General features: G+C 40.7%; 20 protein-coding genes and 2 tRNA genes. 14 read left to right on the top strand and 8 right to left on the bottom strand.

Annotated features, from left to right (window positions below):
• The 3 genes from mltG (at position 1) to MMO42_RS04240 (ending at position 2,194) form a co-directional block, all read left to right on the top strand.
• Positions 1–1,080: an endolytic transglycosylase MltG gene (gene mltG / locus MMO42_RS04250; protein WP_241319432.1), complete on the top strand. Its 1,080-nt coding sequence runs from the start codon at positions 1–3 to the stop codon at positions 1,078–1,080.
• Positions 1,080–1,685, top strand: a complete 606-nt coding sequence (gene tmk / locus MMO42_RS04245; protein WP_241319431.1) for a dTMP kinase — start codon at positions 1,080–1,082, stop codon at positions 1,683–1,685. Before mltG ends, tmk begins: the two co-directional genes overlap by 1 nt.
• Positions 1,686–1,789: 104 nt before the next feature.
• Positions 1,790–2,194: a hypothetical protein gene (locus MMO42_RS04240; RefSeq protein WP_241319430.1), complete on the top strand. Its 405-nt coding sequence runs from the start codon at positions 1,790–1,792 to the stop codon at positions 2,192–2,194.
• A 103-nt stretch (positions 2,195–2,297) separates the two neighbouring features.
• Here MMO42_RS04240 and nadB read toward each other — a convergent pair whose 3' ends face one another.
• The gene (nadB, locus tag MMO42_RS04235; protein WP_241319429.1) at positions 2,298–3,929 is read right to left on the bottom strand and encodes an L-aspartate oxidase; all 1,632 of its coding nucleotides are present in this window, start codon (positions 3,927–3,929) and stop codon (positions 2,298–2,300) included.
• Positions 3,930–4,310: 381 nt separating this feature from the next.
• On the opposite strand from nadB, the gene MMO42_RS04230 reads away from it, so the two are divergent.
• From MMO42_RS04230 to MMO42_RS04180, 11 genes are all read left to right on the top strand, one after another.
• Complete coding sequence (locus MMO42_RS04230; protein ID WP_005151869.1) at positions 4,311–5,687, top strand: Do family serine endopeptidase; 1,377 nt, start codon at positions 4,311–4,313, stop codon at positions 5,685–5,687.
• A gap of 125 nt (positions 5,688–5,812) precedes the next feature.
• Positions 5,813–6,268, top strand: coding sequence for a thioesterase family protein (locus MMO42_RS04225; RefSeq protein ID WP_241319588.1), 456 nt, complete (start codon positions 5,813–5,815; stop codon positions 6,266–6,268).
• 162 nt (positions 6,269–6,430) lie between these two features.
• Positions 6,431–8,248, top strand: a complete 1,818-nt coding sequence (gene lepA / locus MMO42_RS04220; protein WP_241319428.1) for a translation elongation factor 4 — start codon at positions 6,431–6,433, stop codon at positions 8,246–8,248.
• Between the two features lie 73 nt (positions 8,249–8,321).
• Positions 8,322–9,185: a signal peptidase I gene (lepB, locus tag MMO42_RS04215; protein ID WP_241319427.1), complete on the top strand. Its 864-nt coding sequence runs from the start codon at positions 8,322–8,324 to the stop codon at positions 9,183–9,185.
• Between the two features lie 28 nt (positions 9,186–9,213).
• Positions 9,214–9,591, top strand: a complete 378-nt coding sequence (locus MMO42_RS04210; protein ID WP_005151873.1) for a DUF4845 domain-containing protein — start codon at positions 9,214–9,216, stop codon at positions 9,589–9,591.
• Positions 9,560–10,255, top strand: coding sequence for a ribonuclease III (rnc, locus tag MMO42_RS04205; protein ID WP_005151874.1), 696 nt, complete (start codon positions 9,560–9,562; stop codon positions 10,253–10,255). Before MMO42_RS04210 ends, rnc begins: the two co-directional genes overlap by 32 nt.
• 4 nt (positions 10,256–10,259) lie before the next feature.
• Positions 10,260–11,285, top strand: a complete 1,026-nt coding sequence (era, locus tag MMO42_RS04200) for a GTPase Era (protein WP_005161120.1) — start codon at positions 10,260–10,262, stop codon at positions 11,283–11,285.
• Between the two features lie 26 nt (positions 11,286–11,311).
• A complete protein-coding gene (locus MMO42_RS04195; RefSeq protein ID WP_005292893.1) occupies positions 11,312–11,509 on the top strand; it encodes an NF038104 family lipoprotein in 198 nt (65 codons plus the stop codon).
• Positions 11,510–11,518: 9 nt separating this feature from the next.
• Positions 11,519–12,226: a DNA repair protein RecO C-terminal domain-containing protein gene (locus tag MMO42_RS04190; RefSeq protein WP_005292896.1), complete on the top strand. Its 708-nt coding sequence runs from the start codon at positions 11,519–11,521 to the stop codon at positions 12,224–12,226.
• Positions 12,227–12,281: 55 nt separating this feature from the next.
• A complete protein-coding gene (pdxJ, locus tag MMO42_RS04185; RefSeq protein ID WP_241319426.1) occupies positions 12,282–13,010 on the top strand; it encodes a pyridoxine 5'-phosphate synthase in 729 nt (242 codons plus the stop codon).
• Between the two features lie 4 nt (positions 13,011–13,014).
• Positions 13,015–13,671 carry a tRNA-(ms[2]io[6]A)-hydroxylase gene (locus MMO42_RS04180; RefSeq protein ID WP_241319425.1) on the top strand — a complete coding sequence of 219 codons (657 nt, stop codon included), beginning with the start codon at positions 13,015–13,017 and terminating at the stop codon, positions 13,669–13,671.
• 109 nt (positions 13,672–13,780) lie between these two features.
• Here the strand turns inward: MMO42_RS04180 and MMO42_RS04175 are convergent.
• The 7 genes from MMO42_RS04175 to metF all read right to left on the bottom strand — a co-directional run bounded on the left by MMO42_RS04175 (position 13,781) and on the right by metF (position 22,441).
• Positions 13,781–13,856 (bottom strand) — tRNA-Asn (locus MMO42_RS04175).
• Between the two features lie 9 nt (positions 13,857–13,865).
• Positions 13,866–13,941 (bottom strand) — tRNA-Asn (locus MMO42_RS04170).
• Positions 13,942–14,087: 146 nt separating this feature from the next.
• A complete protein-coding gene (locus MMO42_RS04165; protein WP_241319424.1) occupies positions 14,088–15,311 on the bottom strand; it encodes a multifunctional CCA addition/repair protein in 1,224 nt (407 codons plus the stop codon).
• Positions 15,312–15,407: 96 nt separating this feature from the next.
• A complete protein-coding gene (locus MMO42_RS04160) occupies positions 15,408–17,678 on the bottom strand; it encodes an NADP-dependent malic enzyme (RefSeq protein WP_241319423.1) in 2,271 nt (756 codons plus the stop codon).
• A gap of 191 nt (positions 17,679–17,869) precedes the next feature.
• Entirely contained in the window at positions 17,870–20,746 is a 2,877-nt protein-coding gene (locus tag MMO42_RS04155; protein ID WP_241319422.1) for an EAL domain-containing protein, read from the bottom strand.
• 116 nt (positions 20,747–20,862) lie between these two features.
• A complete protein-coding gene (locus MMO42_RS04150; RefSeq protein ID WP_241319421.1) occupies positions 20,863–21,582 on the bottom strand; it encodes a 16S rRNA (uracil(1498)-N(3))-methyltransferase in 720 nt (239 codons plus the stop codon).
• Between the two features lie 22 nt (positions 21,583–21,604).
• Positions 21,605–22,441, bottom strand: a complete 837-nt coding sequence (gene metF / locus MMO42_RS04145) for a methylenetetrahydrofolate reductase [NAD(P)H] (protein ID WP_241319420.1) — start codon at positions 22,439–22,441, stop codon at positions 21,605–21,607.
• Positions 22,442–22,458 lie beyond the last annotated feature (17 nt).

The raw sequence follows: 22,458 nt of genomic DNA, 5'->3' as shown, positions 1-22,458 counted from the left end.
ATGCCAAAGCCGCCTAGTTCCAGCAAAAGTAAGAAAAAGCCAAAAGCTAAACCGAAATCTAGATTTTCTTTTTTTAAAGCCTTTTTGATCGCCATTGTTATTTTTGTTTTGGTGATCTTTGGCATTGTATGGTCGAGTTTATTTAAAAATTATCCTGTAGAAAGTAAAAAACAACTTTTGGTGATTTCTTCTGGTGATACGTACTCACGATTTATTGATCGTTTAGCCAAAGAAAATAAGGTGAACTTTCCAATTATTTTAAAGCTCTATCAGAAGTTTATGATTCACGACACCATGAAAGCAGGTGTTTACGAAGTAACTGAAGGTATGAGTATCCGTCAAGTGATGGATATGTTGTCTGATGCAGATAATGCACAGATGAATCGTATTTTGGTGATTGAAGGAACCACTTTTTCACAATTGATTCAGAGTTTGCGAAAAGATTCGAATGTCACCAATACATTGCTTGATCTTCCTCAAACTGAATTGTTAAAACAATTAGATATTCCTTATACGCATCCAGAAGGTTTGTTTGCGCCTGATACGTATTTCTTTGCCAAAGGTGAAACGGATAAAAAAATCTTAACTGATTTGTATCGCAGTCAAATGAAATCTTTAGATGACGCTTGGGCCAAAAAAGCACCGAACTTACCGTATAAAGATAAGTATGAAGCGTTAATCATGGCTTCGATTATCGAGAAAGAAACTAGTCTTGATAGCGAGTTAGAACAGGTTTCAGGTGTATTTGTGCGTCGTTTGAAAATGGGGATGCGTTTGCAAACTGATCCAACTGTGATTTATGGTATGGGTGAAAGTTACAAAGGCAATATCACCCGTAATGATTTACGTACGCCGACTGCGTATAACACCTACACCATTAATGGTTTACCACCGACACCAATCGCTTTGCCAAGTAAGAAGGCAATTGAAGCAGCGATGCATCCTGATGATGCTAAAAATATCTATTTTGTTGCCACAGGTAATGGTGGGCATAAGTTTACCGCGTCTTTAGAAGACCATAACCGTGCAGTGCAAGAATATTTAACTGTGCTACGTTCAAAGAAAAAGCAGGGCGAATAATGTTTATTAGTTTTGAAGGGACGGAAGGCGTTGGGAAGACCACGCTGATTCGTAAAATTCATCAGTACTTTGAACAGCAAGGTAAAGAAGTGGTGTTAACCCGTGAACCGGGTGGAACACCATTGGCTGAGCAGATTCGTTCACTACTATTGGCCGTGAATCATGAAGAGCAAATGAGTCATGATACTGAGCTGTTATTGATATATGCTGCGCGTGCACAGCATTTACAGCAAGTCATTTTACCTGCATTAGCGGCTGGGAAAATTGTGTTGAGCGACCGTTTTACCGATGCCAGTTTTGCGTATCAATGTTCTGGACGCGGTTTAAGTGAGGAAAAGCTTCAACTCTTGAATCAAACTTTTGTCGCGAAAATGCCGAATATTACATTTTGGTTAGATGCACCGATTGAGTTGGGCATGACCCGTGCGCGAGAGCGTGGTGCACTGGATCGTTTTGAGCAAGAGAAGTTGAGTTTCTTTGCCAAAGTGCGTGCGGGTTATGAAACTTTATGGCAGGCAGAGCCTGAACGGATGAAGCGATTGGATGCAACACAGAATGCGGATGTAGTGTTTGAAGAGGCATTGAATTATATAAAACAGCTCTAAGAGCTGTTTTATATAATTCAAATCTAACAAAATATAATGGTTAAGGGGAAAAAGTAATCATTGATGAGTTGTAAAAACTTAAAAAAACCTAAAGGATAAATAATTTGAATTTTTTAAAAAAGTCGGAATTTCTAAATATTATTGCTCAGGAGTTGGCTTATGTAGCCCCAGCAAGTTGGAAACGGATTGTATATTACACAGAAAGATTACCTGATTTAGAAATTGGTTTGCGCAATGCTTCTATCAGTAAATGTTGGGTTGGAGTTGAAGAAAAACTTTTTGATACTTCTAATGGCCCTGCTTTAAGAGTTTCTGTTGAGCTAGGTGATGCGATAGATGAGTTATACAAATTGAGCGAAAGCATGACTGATCAATGGTGTGGTTTCGGTATCATAATGACAAATGATGGTAAATTTACGACAAATTTTTATTATGACACCACACCATTGATTCATAATATTTTTGAAGACTATACTCAGAGAATGGAAATTTTAACAAAGATGCGTTGAGTATTTAATAGAATTTTTTAATTAAATATATGATTCTATTAGGCTGCATTACATATATTTAGTAATGCAGCCTAATTATTAATATTTATATCGAGTTATTTTATTACTCATTCACCAGCGGTTGTTCCACTTTAAAATTAGGTGGTGTTAAAACTGTCTTGCGAATTTCATTTGAGAGTTCTGGATAATCCAGCGTGTAATGCAAACCACGTGATTCTTTACGCTCCATCGCACAACGTACAATCATTTCCGAAACCAGAACGAGGTTACGCAATTCAATCAAGTTCTTACTGACACGATAATCCTGATAGTACTCAGTGATTTCACGCTTCAACATTTCAATGCGATGTAGAGCACGTTGCAAACGCTTAGTGGTACGTACAATACCGACATAGTTCCACATGGTCGAACGAAGTTCATCCCAGTTTTGTAAGATGACGACATCTTCATCTGCATCTGTCACTTGTGTTTCATCCCAAGAAGGGACGTCTGGCAGTTTAAAATCTGCATCAAACTTTTGTTCGATATCTTCTGCTGCACTCATACCGTAAACGAAGCATTCGAGTAATGAGTTACTTGCCATACGGTTAGCGCCGTGTAGGCCTGTATAAGAGGTCTCACCAATCGCATATAAACCGTCTAAATCAGTTTGGCTATGCTCATCGACGACTACACCGCCACAGGTATAGTGCGCCGCAGGCACAACAGGGATCATATCTTTGGTGATATCAATGCCGAGTTCGAGCAAACGTGCATAGAGTGTCGGGAAATGTTCAATAATAAATTCTGGGGATTTATGCGTGATGTCTAACCAGACATGGCGAATCCCCAAGCGTTTGATTTCATGATCGATGGTGCGTGCCACAATATCTCGTGGCGCAAGTTCAGCGCGTTCATCAAAACGCAGCATAAAACGTTCACCATCTGGTAGGCGTAAATAAGCACCTTCACCACGCATTGCTTCGGTAATTAAGAATGAGCGTGCTTTGGGATGATATAAACAAGTTGGATGGAATTGGTTAAATTCCATATTGGCGACACGACAACCTGCACGATAGGCCATGGCAATCCCGTCACCTGTTGCGATGTCTGGATTTGATGTATAGAGATAGGCTTTCATTGCACCACCACAGGCAAGGGCAGTGAATGGAGCCAAGAAAGTATGAACCTGTTCGGTGGATTCATCTAAAGCATAAAGACCAATTGAACGATTAGCTTGGTTTTGATGCCCCAGCTTGTGTAGGGTAATTAGATCAATCGCAATATAATTTTCAAAAATCGTAATATTTTTTCGTTCTTTAGCACGTTCAACCAAAGTGGTTGAAATGGCTTTTCCTGTTGCATCGGCAGAGTGAATGATACGACGTTGTGAGTGACCACCTTCACGAGTGAGATGGAGTTGTTCATCATCATCCAGCGTAAATTGCACGCCTTGCTTAAGCAGGAAGTCAACTGAAGGTTTACCACCTTCAACAGTATGTTTTACCGCATCCAACTCACAAAGATGACCGCCTGCAATCATAGTGTCATTAATGTGTTGTTGAATAGAATCTGTTTCGTCTAATACTGCAGCAACACCGCCTTGCGCATAGTAGGTACTCGCCTCTGTCAATGCTGCTTTGGCTAAAATTGCAATGTTGTAATGACTTGGTAAAGAGAGTGCGAGGCTTAAACCTGCACCACCACTGCCCACAATAATCACATCAAAATGGTGAATTGTTTTTAAATCAGGCATGTCGTCGATCTGCTTCAGTTTTAAACGTTCGCTAATGACACCGCTTTTTTATCAAAAAGGCAAGGGCTAATCTGCCTAGAATTGAGTGAATTTTTAGCGAATGCGATTTATTTACCGATTATTTTTTGCCTAATCTGTACGAATGAGAAAACGATTACGTTTCAGTACATTGTTTTAATCTATGTTTAAGCTACTCAAGATAAAACCATAGCTACAGCATAATTCGTGAAGAATATCTCCATAATTTGTTCACAATTCATCATTCTAGTTCGTTGTATGCATTGAAAATATAAACATATTTTTACGAAAAGAATGGTTGGGTTATGCTAAAAACATAGATCTAAATTTCATTTTAATCATCAGTATGTGGGTTCTTGCTTCATGAAAAGTCGCTATTTACAACAAGGAATGTATGCTGCGGTATTTACGATAGCAGCATCTCAAGTCAATGCTGCTGCGCCAGTAGATTTTTCAAATCTCGTTGAGCAGGTGAGTCCTGCTGTTGTGAGTGTCAATGTTGTAAAGAAAATGACTCAGGAAGAGTTGTTGCAACAACAAGTTCCTGAAATTTTACGACGCTTTTTTGGTAATCAAGTGATTATCCCACAACAGCAAGGGCCACAAGAAAAAACTGCGTTCGGAAGTGCATTCTTTATCGGTAAAGATGGTTATTTGCTTACCAATCGCCATGTGATTGCTGATGCTTCGCGTATTAGTATTACCTTGAATGACCGTCGTGAGTTGGACGCAACTTTGGTGGGCAGTGATGAGCGTACTGATATTGCCTTACTTAAGGTAAATGGAAATAATTTCCCTGAATTAAAAGTGGGTGATGTAAATCAATTGAGAGTGGGTGAGCCTGTACTTGCAATTGGTTCACCATTCGGTTTTGACTATTCTGCTTCGGCAGGGATTGTTAGTGCAAAATCACGTAATATGAGTGGCGAAACGTCTGTTCCGTTTATTCAAACTGACGCAGCACTGAACCCAGGTAACTCTGGTGGTCCATTGTTTAACCAACGTGGTGAAGTGGTTGGTGTTAACTCGCGTATCTTTAGTGGTACGGGTGGTTATATGGGCCTATCGTTCTCGATTCCAATTGATGTGGCGATGGATGTCGTGCAACAGTTGAAAACCACAGGCAAGGTGACCCGTTCTTATCTTGGTATCATGATGCAAGATATTGATCGTAACTTGGCTGAAGCATATAAATTGCCGAAACCTGAAGGTTCGTTGATTACTCAAGTTGCACCGAAATCACCGGCTGAAAAAGCAGGTCTCAAATCGGGTGATGTGATTTTGAAAGCCAATGGTGCTCCAATTTCACGTACCAGCGATTTACTTTATTCACTCAACCGTATTGCTCCGAACCAAACAGTTCAGCTCGAAATTCTTCGTGATGATAAAACACGTTCGATTTCGGCAACCTTAGGTACTGCACCAGATGATACGGCTGCCGATGCAGAGAAAAACAACCCAACCAGTGGTTTGGGCATGAGCATCCGTGATTTAACCGCAGCTGAACAAGCGCGTTTGGAAGTTCGTGGTGGTATTTTGATTCAAGATGTGAAGCGCGGTGGCACAGCATCTTTATCTAATTTGGTTGCAGGTGATGTGATTGTACAAGTGAATGGTACAGCAATTACCAACAGTCAAATGTTTGCCAAAACAGTGTCGGCCTTGCCAAAAAATAGCGTTGCGCGTGTGACGATTATTCGTCAAGGTCAACGTGCAATTCTTGGCTTACGCTTACCTTAAGTTTGAATTGACCTTATATCGACTAAATAAAACCACTCTAAAATAGGGTGGTTTTTGTTTTGTAATGCTGTTGTGTTTAGACTAGTGTAGCTAGCTGAACTTTGATGAATGAAATACCTGAGATTATGAGTACGATTTTTGATTTAAGAATACAAGTTCAGCCTGAGCATATTGATGTACTTGGGCATGTCAATAACGTCATCTACGTGCAGTGGATGCAAGATGTCGCTGCAGCCCATATTGAAACCTTGGGTTTGGGGCTGGCTCAATATTTAGAACTCAAACATGCAATGGTGGCGGTTGAGCATCATGTTCAATATCGTAAGGCCGCACTTGAAGGTGAAGAAGTCATCTTACGGACATGGTTAGATGATATTAATGCGCTTTATTCATTTCGCCAGTATGCCTTTTATCGACCTAAAGACCAAAGCATACTCTTTGTTGGCAATACCAAATGGGCCTGTATTGAAATTGAGACAGGTCGGCCAAAGCGAATGTCGCCGAGTTTTACCCAAGCGTATCAGCCGATTGCTGCTGATTTAAACCCAATGGATTTCTCCATTTCATATGAAGTAGTTTGATTGGTTTAAATATAGATAAATTGTTCAGTTGTTCATATCAAAGGGTTTATTATTTTGAATACTTTGAAAGCCTGTTCTGTTATAATCCCGAGCAATTTTATTAAACCATTTGGCTCATTACTTTTTTAAAGTACGGGGCGTTCTATTTTCTTAAGGTAACCCATGGCGCAAGCTAAAAAATCCGTAGATATCAAAAATATACGCAATTTCTCGATCATTGCTCATATTGACCATGGTAAGTCAACTTTGGCTGACCGCTTTATTCAAATGTGCGGTGGTTTGCAAGATCGCGAGATGCAAGCTCAAGTATTAGACTCTATGGAGCTTGAGCGTGAACGTGGGATTACCATCAAAGCCGCGTCAGTCACCCTGTATTACACGCATCCAAATGGTCAAGAATATCAATTGAACTTCATTGATACTCCGGGACACGTTGACTTCTCTTATGAAGTATCACGTTCTTTGGCGGCGTGTGAAGGTGCATTGTTGGTTGTTGATGCTGCACAAGGTGTCGAAGCACAGTCGGTTGCAAACTGTTATACCGCAATTGAGCAGGGCTTAGAAGTTTTACCTATCTTGAATAAGATTGATTTACCTCAAGCTGAGCCTGAGCGTGTGATTCATGAAATTGAAGAGATTATCGGGATCGAAGCAACAGATGCACCAACCTGTTCAGCAAAAACTGGTTTAGGTGTTGAAGGTGTTTTAGAACGTCTGGTTGATGTGATTCCTGCTCCAGAAGGTGATCGTGATGCACCTTTACAAGCCTTAATTATTGACTCATGGTTCGATAACTATCTTGGTGTAGTGTCATTAGTTCGTATCAAGCAAGGTCGTATCCGCAAGGGCGACAAGATGTTGGTGAAATCTACAGGTCAAACGCATCCTGTAACTTCAGTCGGTGTATTCAACCCGAAGCATACAGAAACTGACATTCTTGAAGCGGGTGAAGTTGGCTTTGTGATCGCAGGGATTAAAGATATTTTTGGTGCGCCAGTCGGCGATACCATTACATTATCTAATACACCTGATGTTGCGACTTTACCGGGTTTTAAAAAGGTCAAACCACAGGTCTATGCCGGTTTGTTCCCGATTGATTCAAGTGACTTTGAACCATTCCGTGAAGCATTACAAAAATTACAGATCAATGACTCTGCTTTATTCTTTGAACCAGAAAGTTCAGATGCATTAGGTTTTGGTTTCCGTTGTGGTTTCTTAGGGATGCTGCACATGGAAATCGTACAAGAGCGTTTAGAGCGTGAATATGATCTTGATCTAATCAGTTCTGCGCCAACGGTAATTTATGAAGCGTTAACCAAAAAAGGCGACATCATTTATATCGACAGTCCGTCAAAAATGCCAGATGGCTCGACGGTTGAAGATCTACGTGAGCCAATTGCTGAATGTCATATCCTCGTGCCACAAGAATACTTGGGTAATGTAATGACCTTGTGTATCGAGCGCCGTGGTGTGCAAAAGGATATGAAGTTCTTGGGTAACCAAGTTTCGGTAAGCTTTGAAATTCCAATGGCAGAAGTGGTGATGGATTTCTTTGATAAGTTGAAATCATGTTCACGTGGTTTCGCATCACTGGATTATAACTTCGTGCGTTTCGAGAGTTCATCTTTGGTTAAGGTTGACGTGTTAATTAATAGTGAAAAGGTTGATGCCTTGGCTATGATTTGCCACCGTCAAGATGCACGTCATCGTGGTATTGCATTGGTTGAGAAGATGAAAGATTTGATTCCTCGTCAAATGTATGATGTTGCGATTCAAGCTGCGATTGGTGCACAAATCATTGCCCGTTCTACTGTAAAAGCAATGCGTAAAAACGTATTGGCAAAATGTTATGGTGGTGACGTTTCGCGTAAGAAGAAACTTCTTTCGAAACAAAAAGAAGGTAAGAAACGTATGAAGCAAGTGGGAAGTGTTGAGATTCCACAAGAAGCGTTCTTAGCTGTATTAAAAGTTGATAGATAAAGAAAGATGAGGCTGGGGAAGCGTTGGTTTTACCCAGTCGAACGACAGGCAGTGAAACTGCAAGAGAGGGTTTGTGGATTTTGATTTTAACTTGATTCTGGTACCAGCAACACTGATTTTCTTTTTGGTGTGGTTACTGGATAAGTTGGTATTGAAACAGCGTGCAACACGTGGGCGTAATCAAGAGAACTTTGTCATTACATGGGCCTATGATTTTTGGCCAGTATTAGCTGTTGTGTTGGTGCTTCGTTCTTTCTTATATGAACCATTTAATATTCCATCAGATTCTATGGTCCCGACCTTAGAAACGGGTGATTTTATCTTGGTGAATAAGTTTGATTATGGTGTGCGTCTGCCAATCGTAAACTCGAAAATCATTGATGTCGGTGAGCCAAAACGTGGTGAAGTCATCGTATTCCGTTATCCACCACAACCAACCATTAGTTATATCAAACGTGTGGTTGGTTTGCCTGGCGATCATATTCAGTTTAAAGCGGGTGAGTTGACCATCAATGGTCAGCAAATTGCAAAAGTTGCAACCCAATTCACGCGTGCGAAAGATCAGCAAGATACACCGACTGCACTCTATTTTAAAGAAACTTTGGGTGAGCATCAGCACTTAATTCGCTACTTGGAAGGACGCAATCCACTTGCTGAACAATTCCAATTTGCGCAATTAAGAGGTACTGAAGCTTTGGTACCTTTCGTCGCAAAAGCGAATGATGTATTTATCCAAAGTAATGGTCAAGATTGGGAAGTAACTGTACCGAAGGGACAATACTTCGCAATGGGTGATAACCGTGATCAAAGTGCTGATAGTCGTTTTTGGGGTTTTGTACCTGAAGCGAATTTAACCGGTCGTGCTTTTTATGTATGGATGCATAAAGAACCTGGTTTAAATCTTCCAAGTTTCAACCGAAATGGTAAGATTGACTAATAAATAAAAACACATAGGAAATAGACAGATGCGTAAATCTCAACAAGGGACTTCGTATATTGCAATTTTATTTGGGGTGGTCTTATTTGCAGTTGCTGTAAAAGCAGCAATTGCGATTTGGCCAGCATATTGGGATGACAAACTGATTAATACTCAAATTGAGGATCTATTAAAAGAGAGTCCTCAAAATGTTACACCGAGTAAGTTTGCCTCTCAGATGGATCAGCGTTTTGATATGAATGGGATCCGTGATTTACATTTTAAAGATATTGCGCAAGTGACCTATAAAGATGATCTTGTGGTAATGAAGAAGTATGAAATACGTAAGCCTTTCATGCTAAATATCAGTTTAGTGATGACTTTTGAGAAGACTTTTGACCAAAAATCTGCAAAACAAGCTCAATGATACACGGCTGCAAGGGCGAATAGGTCACCAGTTTAAGCAAATTGACTTGTTAAAACTGGCTTTGACCCATCGCTCTGTGAGTCATAAGCAGAATTATGAACGCCTAGAATTTCTAGGCGATGCTTTATTAGGAATGATCGTTGCGAATTATTTGTACAATGCTTATCCGCTTGAAAATGAAGGTCGTTTAACGCGTATGCGTGCGACTTTGGTTCGACAGGAAGCATTAGGAAAAATTGCAAATGATTTACAACTCAGTCGGTCATTAATTTTAAGCACAGGCGAGTTAAAATCAGGTGGACACCACCGAGAGTCAATTCTGGCGGATACCGTTGAAGCAATCATTGGTGCTATTTATTTAGACAGCAATGATCTCAACTTGCTAGAACGCATTGTGCTAAAATGGTATGAACCATATCTTGATCATATCGAACCGACAGATCAACTGAAAGACCCTAAATCACGTTTGCAAGAGTATTTACAAGCACGTAAAAAACCTCTCCCAGTTTACGAGGTTGTAGATATTCAGGGCGATGCCCCTAATCAACATTTCAAAGTGGAATGTGATGTAGCGGGATTGCCAAAAATTATAGGCGAGGGCTCAAGTCGTCGTTTTGCCGAACAAACGGCAGCGGCAGAGATTTTAAAATTATTGGAGCAATAACCTGATGTCTCATTCAGAAGAAAATAAGCCAGAAGCAACTGAACAGCAAGATGGCAATAATCTAGTTGATCAATTTTTTAGTTCTCAAGGAACGACCATTCCTTCAGATTTCAAAAGCGGTTTTGTTGCCATTGTTGGTCGTCCAAATGTGGGCAAATCAACCTTGATGAACCATATCTTGGGTCAAAAATTATCGATTACCTCACGTAAGCCACAAACCACACGCCATAAGATCGTGGGGATCGATTCACGTGAGAAATCACAGGCGGTATTTGTAGATACGCCTGGGATGCATAAAAAAGAAGTACGTGCCATCAATAAGATGATGAACCGTGCTGCACACTCAGCATTGCGTGATGTGAACTTGGTTTTATTTGTGGTTGATGCACAAAAGTGGACTCAAAACGATGAATTGGTTTTGGAAAAACTTAAAAATGCCGATATGCCAGTGATTCTGGTGATCAATAAGCTCGATACATTTGAAAATAAAAATGAAGCTTTACCGCTGATTCGAGAGCGTGCCAAGTTAATGAATTTTGCTGAAATTGTGCCAGTATCAGCATTACGTGGTGCAAATCTAGATCATTTGCGTGACACGATTGAAAAATATCTGCCATATCAGCCGCCTTTGTATTCATTGGATCAGATTACCGATCGTTCTGAGCGTTTCCTTGCGAGTGAAATCATTCGTGAGAAAATTATGCGTCAGTTAGGTGAAGAGCTTCCATATGATTTAACGGTTCAAATTGAATCATTTAAAACTGAAGAAGCAGCAGTAAATGAAAAAACAGGTCGCTTAAAGCCACCTTGTACGTATATTGATGCGACCATTTTTGTAGAACGCCAAGGCCAAAAAGCCATTGTGATTGGCGATAAAGGTGCGAAGCTGAAAAGCATCGGCATGGATGCACGTACAGACATGGAAAAAATGTTTGAGCAAAAAATTATGCTAACGCTTTGGGTGAAAGTCAAAGGTGGTTGGTCTGATGATGAGCGTGCACTCAAAAGCTTGGGTTATAGCGATATTTAATCGCATTTAAGATAACGGAAACAGGTATGAAAACAACAATTCGTATACTCGCGATCGTGACATGTGTATTCATGTTGCAAGGCTGTATTCACAAGCTTGTGACTGTACCTGTTAAAGTTGCTTATAAGACCACCAAAGGTGTTGTTAAAGGAACTGCTGCGGTTGTTGGCGCAGTAATTCCCGATGGCGATGATGAAGAAAAGGATGAGAAAAAGAAGGACTAGTCTCGTACTATGATGCGCAATGAAGTCCTACATGGTTATTTGATTCATCATCGTAAATATCGTGAAAAAAGTCATATTGTGCACTTATTTACACAAGAATATGGTCGGGTGGATGGGATTCTAAGACAAACCCCACCGCCGCAATATCAGCCTATTCGTCTGCAAGCCACAGGCAAATCTGAACTAAAAAACTTCACAAAACTGGAAATTCTGAATCAACCTGTATTCTTTCATGGTGATGCATTTTTTGCTGGTTTTTATTTAAATGAAATTCTATTGCGACTATGTCCTTTAGAAGAGATGATGCCGCAAACATTTGAACAATATCAGTTAATTTTAGTGCTGTTACAGCAATTGGCGACACATGAACAAGCTGCTGTATTTCTTCGGCAGATTTTACGTCAATTTGAGCATGTGCTCTTGCCAGAACTTGGCTATGCCATTGATTTCTCAATAGATGCGAGTCAACAAGACATTCAGGTCAATCAGCATTATCAATTTCAGCTCAATGATGGCTTTTTGCCAGTTTCACAAGCCTCGCGTTCAACACTTGATGGCGCGTTGATTGCTTCAATGCAAAGTTATGAAGATGGACGGGATTTTTCTCACGAACAGTTGCAATTATTGGGTAAACTATACCGTCAAATGATTAGCTCCTTGTTGGGTGATCGACCGCTGAAAAGCCGTCAACTTTGGATTCAAAGTACACAAACTTGATATTCCTGATGTATTGAAAATAATTATTCAGGGCTAAACCGATAGGATATTTTTTATGGCTGCAATCTTAGGTGTAAACATTGATCATGTTGCGACATTAAGACAAGCACGTGGTACAACTTACCCTGATCCAGTTCAGGCTGCTTTGGTGTGTGAACAGGCAGGTGCTGAGGGGATTACGTTACATTTGCGTGAAGATCGCCGCCATATACAAGATGATGATGTACGCCGTATGCGTCCATTATTAAAAACACGTATGAATCTGGAATTGGCGGTAACCGATGAAATGGTTGCGTTTGCAAAAGAGATTCAACCTCAGCATGTTTGCTTTGTACCTGAGCGTCGTCAAGAAGTGACCACGGAAGGTGGATTGGATGTGGTTGGGCATTTTGAAAAAGTAAAGGCAGCAACACAAGCATTGACTGCAATTGGCAGTGATGTGTCTTTGTTTATCGATGCAGATTTGGCGCAAATTGATGCAGCTGTTGCCTGTGGTGCACCGACCATTGAGATTCACACGGGTGCATTTGCAGATGCCGAGACTACAGAGCAGCAGCAAGCTGAATTAGCACGGATTATTCAAGGTGCAGAGTACGCGGCAGCCAAAGGTTTGGTGGTGAATGCAGGGCATGGCTTGAATTTAGATAACGTTGCTGCAATTGCTGCGATCCCTCAAATTCATGAACTCAACATTGGTCATTCGATTATTGCTGATAGCGTATTTGTTGGTCTGACTCAAGCGGTAACGGATATGAAAGCAGCAATTCAGGCTGCTGCGAGATAAGTTGATGAGTAGTATAAATTATGACGAGTTAATGCAGCCTGTCATTGGGTTTTTAGGTTGTATAACTCCTCAGGCGTGGTTGGGCGAAGCTGTTAATAATCTTGATATCTTGATGCAAGACCATGCTAACTGCGAGAAAAAAGCGGCAAGTACGGCCATGAATTTGATGTTCCGCTATAGCTTTTTTACAGATCTGCAAGTGAAATTGGCGCAATTGGTGCGTGAAGAAATGCTGCATTATGAGCAGGTTTTGGAATTCATGAACAAACGTGGCCAAGAGTGGAAGGGTTTGAGTGCAGGACGATATGCAGGTGGATTACGTAAAGAAATCCGTACCTATGAGCCTGAGGCTTTAATTGATGTGATGATTATTGGCGCATTTGTCGAAGCGCGCTCGTGTGAGCGCTTCTATGCGCTGGCACCAATTGTTGATGATGAGCTGGGGCGTTACTACCGCTATCTGCTTAAATCAGAATCGCGTCATTTTGAGGACTATTTAGCACTGGCTTTGGATGTTGCAAAAACTGCAAAACTCAAAGATCCAGAAGAGACGATCCAGCAACGTATTGAGTATATTCGTGAAGTGGAAAAGAATCTGATTTTAAGCCCAGATGATACGTTCCGTTTTCATAGTGGTGTGCCAGCACAGGTCGCTGCCTAAGTTGAATTAAAAGAAAAAGCTTCTGTTGATCAGGAGCTTTTTTATGGGGCATTCTTATTGTTGAGTAATAAAAAAAGCCCTGATCAATGATCAGGGCTTTTTAGAATCTTGGCTCTCCCACCTGGGCTCGAACCAGGGACCTGCGGATTAACAGTCCGTCGCTCTACCGACTGAGCTATGGGAGAATAGTAGATTGGCTCTCCAACCTGGGCTCGAACCAGGGACCTGCGGATTAACAGTCCGTCGCTCTACCGACTGAGCTATTGGAGAATCTGATGCGCATTTTAGGCATGAAAAGCAGATGCGTCAACAACAATAGTAAATAAAATTAACCGTTTGCTTGATTAATAATCTTTTTGCTCTATAAACAAGAAAAATTGCAAAAAATTAACTTTATTTACTTAAAAATTAATCAGTTATTGTGCATTTTCTTTAAATTTGGCTAAGGCATCAATTCGATATTGAATCAGCATTTCACCAATTTCTGGGCCAGTGACATGTTCAGGCAAATCTTGTGCACGTATATTTCTGACGATTTGCATCGCATCTAACATAAATTGTGCTTGGGGATAGGGACGTTGCTCTAAACCTAAACGCCCTTTGGCATCACATTCACAGGCCTGAACAAAAGCTTCCACTTTTTCAGGTCGACGTAATACATCTAAACGTTGTAATAGACGCCATAAAGTACCTGGTTTCAGGTTCTTGACTTGGTGACATTTCAAATGTTCTTTACACACAATTAAGGCTAAGCTTTTTAAATGTGTAGGTACTTTTAACCGGTCACAAAAATCTGTCACCGGCTTAATACCGCGTTCTTCATGCAAGATATGTCTTGGTAACTCATCAATAGGGGTGAGTGCCTTGCCAAGATCATGGACAAGCACTGCAAAGCGCACATCAAGCGCATATTCTGCTAAACAGGCTTGTTTGAGCGCCATGAGGGTATGAATACCACAATCAATCTCAGGGTGATACTCAGGGCGTTGTGGTACACCAAATAACGCATCAATCTCTGGAAATAAGATTTTTAAGGCATCACACTCTTTGAGTGTTTGGAAGTAGACATCTGCATGGTCTTCGAGCAAAGCACGCGAGGTTTCTTTCCATACCCGTTCAGGTGTTAATGCATCAAGCTCACCAGATTTGGCAATCTCCTGCATTAATTGCAGAGTTTCATCTGCGATTTTAAAGCCGTAGCTCGCGTAACGGGCAGCAAAGCGTGCTACACGGAGTACACGCAGTGGATCTTCGGTAAATGCATCAGAAACGTGGCGTAGAATTTTTTGATCTAAATCGTGCTGTCCACCATAGGGATCATACAGTGTACCTGCGTCATCCATCGCCATTGCATTAATTGTTAAATCACGACGTATCAGATCTTCTTCTAGTTTAACTGTAGTGTCAGTAAAAAATTGAAAGCCGTGGTAACCCACACCAGATTTACGTTCTGTGCGAGCAAGGGCGTATTCTTCTTTTGTTTTTGGATGTAAAAATACAGGAAAATCTTTGCCAACGGGTTGATAACCTTCAGCCAATAATTGCTCGGGCGTTGCTCCAACCACCACATAATCTTTTTCGTGATAGGGATGGCCGAGCAAATGATCTCGAACAGCACCGCCTACTAAATAAACTTGCATGAAAAAACCTCTATTCTTCACACAATCATGCTACAGAATAGAGGTTTTCTCAAGCGTTAAGCGAAGCTTTTCAAGAAAAGCGAGGCTTAAGTCGAATTAGTTTTGACTTTGCTGAATTTCGGCAACCGTTAATGCTGTCATATTCACCAAACGACGAGTCGTTGCTGTAGGTGTAAGAATATGAACAGGTTTTGCAGCACCTAATAAAATAGGACCAATGGTCACATTATTACCAGATGTCGCTTTTAACAAGTTGAATGAAATATTCGCTGAATCTAGGTTAGGCATAATCAATAAGTTTGCTGAACCTTTGAAACGTGAGTTCGGGAATGCGAAGTGACGAATATTTTCATCTAATGCCGCATCACCATGCATTTCACCTTCCACTTCTAACTCAGGTGCTTGTTCTGAAAGTAAACGATAGACTTCGCGCATTTTTTGTGCGCTTGCGTCAGTCTGGTCGCTACCAAAGCTTGAGTGAGAAAGTAGGGCAACACGTGGTGTAATACCGAAACGACGAACTTCTTCAGCCGCTAAAATGGTCATTTCAGCAAGTTGAGCCGCTGTTGGGTTGGTATTTACATAAGTATCAGCAATAAATAAATTGCGATCTTCAAGCATCAAGGCATTCAGCGTGAAGAAGGTACTGCGGCCTTCTTTTAAGCCAATGATGTTTTTCACGAAATCTAAATGAATGTCATAGCTTGAGTAAGTACCACACAACATACCATCAGCTTTGCCAAATTTAACCAACATTGCTGCGATGAGTGTAGAGCGACGACGTGCTTCACGTTGCGCATATTCAACTGTCACGCCTTTACGTTGCATGATCTGGTGATATTCTTTCCAGAAATCATCATACGACGGATTTTTTTCCTGATCGACGATTTCAATGTTTACACCATGTTGTAAACGTAAGCCTAGCTTTTTGATATTGTCTTCAATCACGGCAGTACGACCAATCAGAATTGGTTTCGCTAAGCCTTCATCAACCACAATCTGAACAGCACGTAATACACGTTGGTCTTCGCCTTCAGCATAAGCAATGCGTTTTGGATCTGTCTTCGCTTGAGAGAAAATCGGTTTCATCAAGAATGCTGAGTTATAAACAAACTCAGAAAGACGTTGACGGTACGCAGAGAAGTCTTCGATTGGACGTGTTGCGACACCAGAATCCATTGCAGCTTTCGCTACAGCAGGCGCGATTTCTAAAATCAAACGTTGATCAAGTGGGCGAGGGATGAGGTAATCACGACCAAATGAAGCAGATTTTTCACCATAGGTTGCAGCATCTGCTTCAACATGTGCCATGCGTGCGATTGCATGTACGCATGCAATCTTCATTTCTTCATTAATGGTGGTTGCACCAACATCCAATGCACCACGGAAGATGTAAGGGAAGCAAAGCGCATTGTTTACTTGGTTTGGATAATCAGAACGTCCTGTTGCCATAATGACATCTGGGCGAACTTCATGCGCATGTTCAGGTAAAATCTCAGGATCTGGGTTTGCAAGTGCAAAAATAATTGGATTTGCAGCCATTTCTTTAACCATTTCTTTGGTTAAGATGCCTGCTGCTGAAAGACCCAAGAACATATCAGCGCCTGCCATCACTTCATGTAATTGGCTGACTTGAATGTCTTGAACATAACGTTTTTTCGAATCATCCAATCCTTCACGAGATGTTGTGAGAAGACCGCGAGAGTCGGCAACGAAGATATTGGCTTTGTTTACGCCTAAAGCACAAAGTAAATCTAAGCACGAAAGTGCGGCTGCACCAGCGCCTGATGCAACGATTTTGATTTCATCAATCTTTTTATTCACCAGTTGCAAAGCATTGAGCAATGCTGAACCGACAATAATACTGGTACCATGTTGGTCATCATGGAACACTGGAATTTTCATGCGTTCGCGAAGTTTCTTCTCGATATAGAAACATTCTGGTGCCTTGATATCTTCAAGGTTGATACCACCAAAGGTTGGCTCTAGAGAAGCAACGATATCAACGATCTTATCTGGATCATTTTCAGCAATTTCGATATCAAATACATCTACGCCAGCGAATTTCTTGAACAGAACGCCTTTACCTTCCATTACTGGCTTAGAAGCAAGCGGACCAATATTTCCTAAACCAAGCACGGCTGTACCATTACTCACAACCGCGACCAGATTACCGCGAGCTGTATATTTCGCAGCAGCAGAAGGGTCACGTTCGATTTCCAAACATGGAGCAGCAACACCTGGGGAATACGCAAGCGCTAAATCTCGTTGGTTAACGAGCTGCTTGCTAGGTGTCACACTGATTTTGCCTGGTGTTGGAAATTCATGGTAATACAAAGCGGCTTGTTTTAAAGATTGATCGTCCATCTGAGTCTCGTTTGTTCCGATAATAATCAGACATATAGAAGTCTAATTACTATATTAAGATAAGTGCACAAGAATATAGCACTAGTTCATGCTTTCGCACAGTCAAAAAAGCTTATTTTCACTGAACTTCGAGCTTATTGACAATCGATGTGGCGCGTAAAATAAACTGCCAAAAAGCTCAAAATTAGCTGTTAAATGGAATATTTTACAGTTGACTGCTGAATCTGATTTTGTAGATATTCCGTTGCATGGGCAGAAGTAAGTGGTTGTGAAAATAAGTAACCCTGTAATATGTCGCAATTTTGTCGTTTCAAATATTCGTATTGCTGTTCAGTCTCAACGCCTTCTGCTACAACTTTTAGGCCAATGGTTTTGCCCATGGCAATCATGGCATTAACTATCGCATCTTGTTTGGCATTGCCAATTTTTGAAATAAACGCGCGATCAATTTTTAAAATGTCAATTGGATATTCGGTTAGGTAGGCGAGTGAAGAATAGCCTGTTCCAAAGTCATCTAGTGCGATTGAAATCTGACGTTCTTTAATGGCATGTAATACCGTTTTGACGCTTTCAGTATTTTCAATAAAGGCTGATTCGGTAATTTCCAGTTCCAGATTTTTTCCTGAAATGGCATAGGTATTTAACACCGCATCGATATCATGCAGTAGTTGACCACGTAAAATTTGTTGCGCCACAATATTGACCGCAATGTTGATATTGTTAAAACCAAGCTTTTGCCATGTTTGTAATTGTTTAGCAGCTTCATGCAAAACGAACTGACCAATATCAGAAATCAAGCTGGTACTTTCCGCCAAAGGAATGAAAATGCTTGGCATGATCAAACCCTTGGTTGGATGTTTCCAGCGAATCAGGGCTTCAAAACCATTAATGTGACTATTGTGCGCATTGATTTTCGGTTGATAGTAAACAACCAGTTCATTGTTTTGAATGGCTTTTCTGAGGTCGAGTTCTAAATCTGTATATTTCGCAACAAAATTGGCTCTTTCATTTGAATAGTAGCGAATGGTATTGCCACCCAAACGCTTGGCTTCAGTCAGTGCTTGTTCCGCATGGGTATTTAAATTATCGACTTGGCGACCATGTTCAGGATAGATGGCAACACCAATTGAAATACTGACGAAGTACTCTTGATCAGCCAGATAAAATGGTTTGCTGAAGGCTTCAACGATGTTATTACAGAGTTGATGAATCGGCGGATGCAGCGGCGACATTTCGTAAATAATTGCAAAGTCATCTGCGCTTAAGTGTGCGACCAACAGGGCATCAATATTACTAATGCGCAAACGCTGCGCGACCTGTTTCAGCAGTTCATTACCTGCTTGGTTACTGATAATTTCATTCAATGCACGGAAACGATCGATATTTAAACGGATCACTGCTAAATGCTGAATCGAAGCTTCATTCACCAAATACTGATGTAATTGTTGCTGATAATAAAAACGGTTTGGCAGATCAGTAAGGGTGTCGTAATTGGTGAGATAAGATAAGCGTTGTTCCTGGTGTTTGCGTTCGGTCTGGTCTGAGACAATACCAATATAATTGATGACGCGATCTTGCTCATTTTTCACAGCATTGATATGGATCCATAAAAAACATGATTTTTCAGAATTATAAGTTTCTTGAAATTCGCCTTCATACTCATGCTCTTCACGCAGGGTATCAAGAATAGACAAATGGAAATTATGATGATGCTGTTTATTTTGTTTGGTAATTTCAAATAACTGTTTATTGACGATCGCTTGCTTATCAATGCCCGTAAGTTGCTCGTATTTCGGATTCACTTCAATGTAGTTGAAGTTTTCATCTAAAATAAAAATGCCTTCAGAGGCTTGTTCGAACACACTGGCAGCGAGTTTTAAGCGTTCCTGATCTTTCTTTTCCTGATTGATATCACGATGAATACCTACCATTCTTAAAGGTGTATCATCTTTAGGATCTCTCAAAATCACCTGACCGACATCGTGAATCCATGTCCATTCGCCATTTTGACGCTTGATCCTGAATGTTTCTTCATAGCGTTTAGTTTGGCCACAGAGGTGATTGTATAAGGTATTTTTTACCCGCTCGATATCTTCTGGGTGAATGATTTTATGTAATAGGGTGTAGTGATTTTCAGAATTACGGGTGACTGCGTTGCTGTGCGCATTGGTCACACCAACGGTATGATTTTCAAGATTCCAGTCCCAAGGACGAATTCCCGCAGTTTCATGAGCAAAGGTTAAATTCTGACGATGTTCTTCTAAACTTTCGTTCATCTGTGTCAGGTCAAATGTACGCTCACGAACTTTCTGTTCCAATAAGTGATTATTAAACTGGAGTTGTGCTTCAATATCTTTGGATTTATTGACTTCACGTTGTAATTGTTGGCACAGCTCTTCTGTCCATTGATTGTGCTGTTCAGCGACATCAATCAATTGCTTATTCTTATCTAGTACCAAGGCCAAACGTTTGTGAATTTTGAAGGTGGCTTGAGCACATAGGACTGTTGCAAAAAATGATGAATAGTAAGCAAGATAGAACAGGGTATGATCATGATCTCGATGCAATAACTGAGATACGATGAGCGGTGTAATACTTGGGATAAAAAATAAAAAGAAATAGCGAATATGTTGAGTTAAGAAGGTCAGCGCAATGATATGAGATGCTGTGAGTAACAATGCAGTCAAGGTTAAAACATGCGATCCAACCAGATGTGGGACGTCTACCATTAAATAATGATTAATTACAATGGTATTGACCCCGATCAATAAGCCGGTAAAGAAACAAATCAACTGAAAAATAATATTGGTTTGCTTGGTGAAGCGAACGGATGAATAACGTTTAAGTAAAAAATGGCAAATGCAGGAAAAACTAAACAAAATGACGAGAGTGATACTCATCCATGTTGTGAAGATATTCGATTCAAAAGAATAAAAAATACCGAATAGGGCATAATCTAACAGACAAATACAGAATACGCTTAATACGAATAGGCGCACATGGTTTGGATAATCGATTTGATCCGTGTAGATAAACTGTGGCAAATTTTTTTCCTGAACCCCTAACATACAAAGAATAATCCTTTTCATTTTTTATCTATATTTACAGTCTTTGTTTTTTTGTAAACAGAGCAGAGTTTTATTTTAAATTAACGCTAAACATAACAGAAAGCAATGCCACTGCTTTAGTTCGATGCAAAGTGATAATTTAAAATAGATAAGGCAACAACGGGCGCAGTTTCCGTTCTGAGTACACGGTCACCAATACACCAGTTTTGGAATTGGTGTTGATTGGCAGTGTTAATTTCTGCTTCACTTAAGCCACCTTCAGGACCAATGAGCAAGGCTAAATCAGGGGAACTATTCAGCAATACATTGTTCTGGTCTTTATTTGGCGCGAGTACCAAACGAGATGCAGGTAGCTCAGAATTCAGCCATTCTGTTAAGGAAATTGGAGCGAGTACTTGAGGAACGCGATTCATACCACATTGTTCGCAGGCCGCAATTGCAACGGATTGCCAGTGGTCTAGTTTTTTCTGGTCACGATCATATTTTAAACGCATTTCACAACGTTCACTGGTTAACAGTTGAATGGTCGTAACACCCAATTCTGTGGCTTTTTGAATCGCATAATCCATGCGATCACCTTTACTCATCACTTGACCTAAAACAACGGTGAAGGGTGCGATACGATCAGCTGCTTCAAATTGATCAACAGAAACAAAAGCATTTTTCTTGTTGATTTGCGTCAGTGTTACGACATATTCACCACCTTTTCCATTGAAAAAGATGGCTTGTTCTTGTTCTTTTGCACGTAGCACGCGTACCCAGTGATGAAATACCGCTTCGGTCAATTCAACAGTATTGCCAGTATTTAATTCGGTTTCGATATAAAAACGATTCATGCTTGGGTCGTGCTCGTACAGATTAGTTTAAACCAAGATCAACAACGAGTTGTCGAGTCGGTTCAGTTTGGTTCATTGAATAAAAATGTAGTGTCGGTGCGCCACCTACGATCAGGCGTTCGCAAAGATTTACAATCACTTCGTGACCGAATGCTTTGATACTTGCACTGTCATCACCATAAGCAGCCAGTTGTTTGCGGATCCAACGTGGAACTTCTGCACCTGTGCCGTCTGCAAAGCGGATTAAATTGCTTGCATTGGTAATCGGCATGATACCTGGTGCAACTGGAATATCCACACCAGCTTTGGCAATACGTTCGATGAAATAGAAATAAGCATCTGGATTGAAGAAAAATTGGGTGATCCCTGCGTTCGCGCCTGCATTCACTTTTTCAACAAAACGTTGAATGTCACCATCAAATGTATCTGCTTGAGGGTGCATTTCAGGATACGCAGCCACTTCAATATGGAAGTGATCGCCTGAATGTTGACGGATAAAGCGCACGAGGTCTTGAGCGTAGGGTAATTCACCTAGACCAACCTGACCTGACGGTAAGTCACCACGTAATGCGACAATGCGATCAATCCCTTGAGATTTGTATAAATCTAAAAGTTCAGCAATACGTGTTTTGTTATCCCCAATACAAGACAAGTGAGGTGCAACAGGCGTGCCTTTGCCATTGAAATCATGGATGGCAGCTAAAGTACGTTCACGCGTCGAACCACCCGCACCATAAGTAATCGAGAAAAACTCTGGATTTAACAGTTGTAATTCTTGGTGAACAGTTTTTAATTTTTCCGCACCTGCATCAGTTTTTGGCGGGAAAAACTCAAAAGAAATAGGAACACGTTTTGTCATTTCAAATCCTTTTTAAA

It is taken from the genome of Acinetobacter sp. ANC 3882 (assembly GCF_022549545.1).
Lineage (GTDB): Bacteria > Pseudomonadota > Gammaproteobacteria > Pseudomonadales > Moraxellaceae > Acinetobacter.
This window is presented reverse-complemented; position numbering and strand designations above follow the sequence as displayed.

Excerpts from the sequence above, each read along its gene's own strand:
- nadB (WP_241319429.1), bottom strand. The coding sequence starts at position 3,929 with ATGCCTGATTTAAAAACAATTCACCATTTTGATGTGATTATTGTGGGC.
- MMO42_RS04180 (WP_241319425.1), top strand. The coding sequence starts at position 13,015 with ATGAGTAGTATAAATTATGACGAGTTAATGCAGCCTGTCATTGGGTTT.
- MMO42_RS04155 (WP_241319422.1), bottom strand. The coding sequence starts at position 20,746 with ATGTTAGGGGTTCAGGAAAAAAATTTGCCACAGTTTATCTACACGGAT.
- MMO42_RS04225 (WP_241319588.1), top strand. The coding sequence starts at position 5,813 with ATGAGTACGATTTTTGATTTAAGAATACAAGTTCAGCCTGAGCATATT.
- era (WP_005161120.1), top strand. The coding sequence starts at position 10,260 with ATGTCTCATTCAGAAGAAAATAAGCCAGAAGCAACTGAACAGCAAGAT.
- pdxJ (WP_241319426.1), top strand. The coding sequence starts at position 12,282 with ATGGCTGCAATCTTAGGTGTAAACATTGATCATGTTGCGACATTAAGA.
- MMO42_RS04230 (WP_005151869.1), top strand. The coding sequence starts at position 4,311 with ATGAAAAGTCGCTATTTACAACAAGGAATGTATGCTGCGGTATTTACG.
- mltG (WP_241319432.1), top strand. The coding sequence starts at position 1 with ATGCCAAAGCCGCCTAGTTCCAGCAAAAGTAAGAAAAAGCCAAAAGCT.
- metF (WP_241319420.1), bottom strand. The coding sequence starts at position 22,441 with ATGACAAAACGTGTTCCTATTTCTTTTGAGTTTTTCCCGCCAAAAACT.
- MMO42_RS04210 (WP_005151873.1), top strand. The coding sequence starts at position 9,214 with ATGCGTAAATCTCAACAAGGGACTTCGTATATTGCAATTTTATTTGGG.
- MMO42_RS04150 (WP_241319421.1), bottom strand. The coding sequence starts at position 21,582 with ATGAATCGTTTTTATATCGAAACCGAATTAAATACTGGCAATACTGTT.
- MMO42_RS04160 (WP_241319423.1), bottom strand. The coding sequence starts at position 17,678 with ATGGACGATCAATCTTTAAAACAAGCCGCTTTGTATTACCATGAATTT.
- MMO42_RS04165 (WP_241319424.1), bottom strand. The coding sequence starts at position 15,311 with ATGCAAGTTTATTTAGTAGGCGGTGCTGTTCGAGATCATTTGCTCGGC.
- tmk (WP_241319431.1), top strand. The coding sequence starts at position 1,080 with ATGTTTATTAGTTTTGAAGGGACGGAAGGCGTTGGGAAGACCACGCTG.
- lepA (WP_241319428.1), top strand. The coding sequence starts at position 6,431 with ATGGCGCAAGCTAAAAAATCCGTAGATATCAAAAATATACGCAATTTC.
- MMO42_RS04195 (WP_005292893.1), top strand. The coding sequence starts at position 11,312 with ATGAAAACAACAATTCGTATACTCGCGATCGTGACATGTGTATTCATG.
- MMO42_RS04190 (WP_005292896.1), top strand. The coding sequence starts at position 11,519 with ATGATGCGCAATGAAGTCCTACATGGTTATTTGATTCATCATCGTAAA.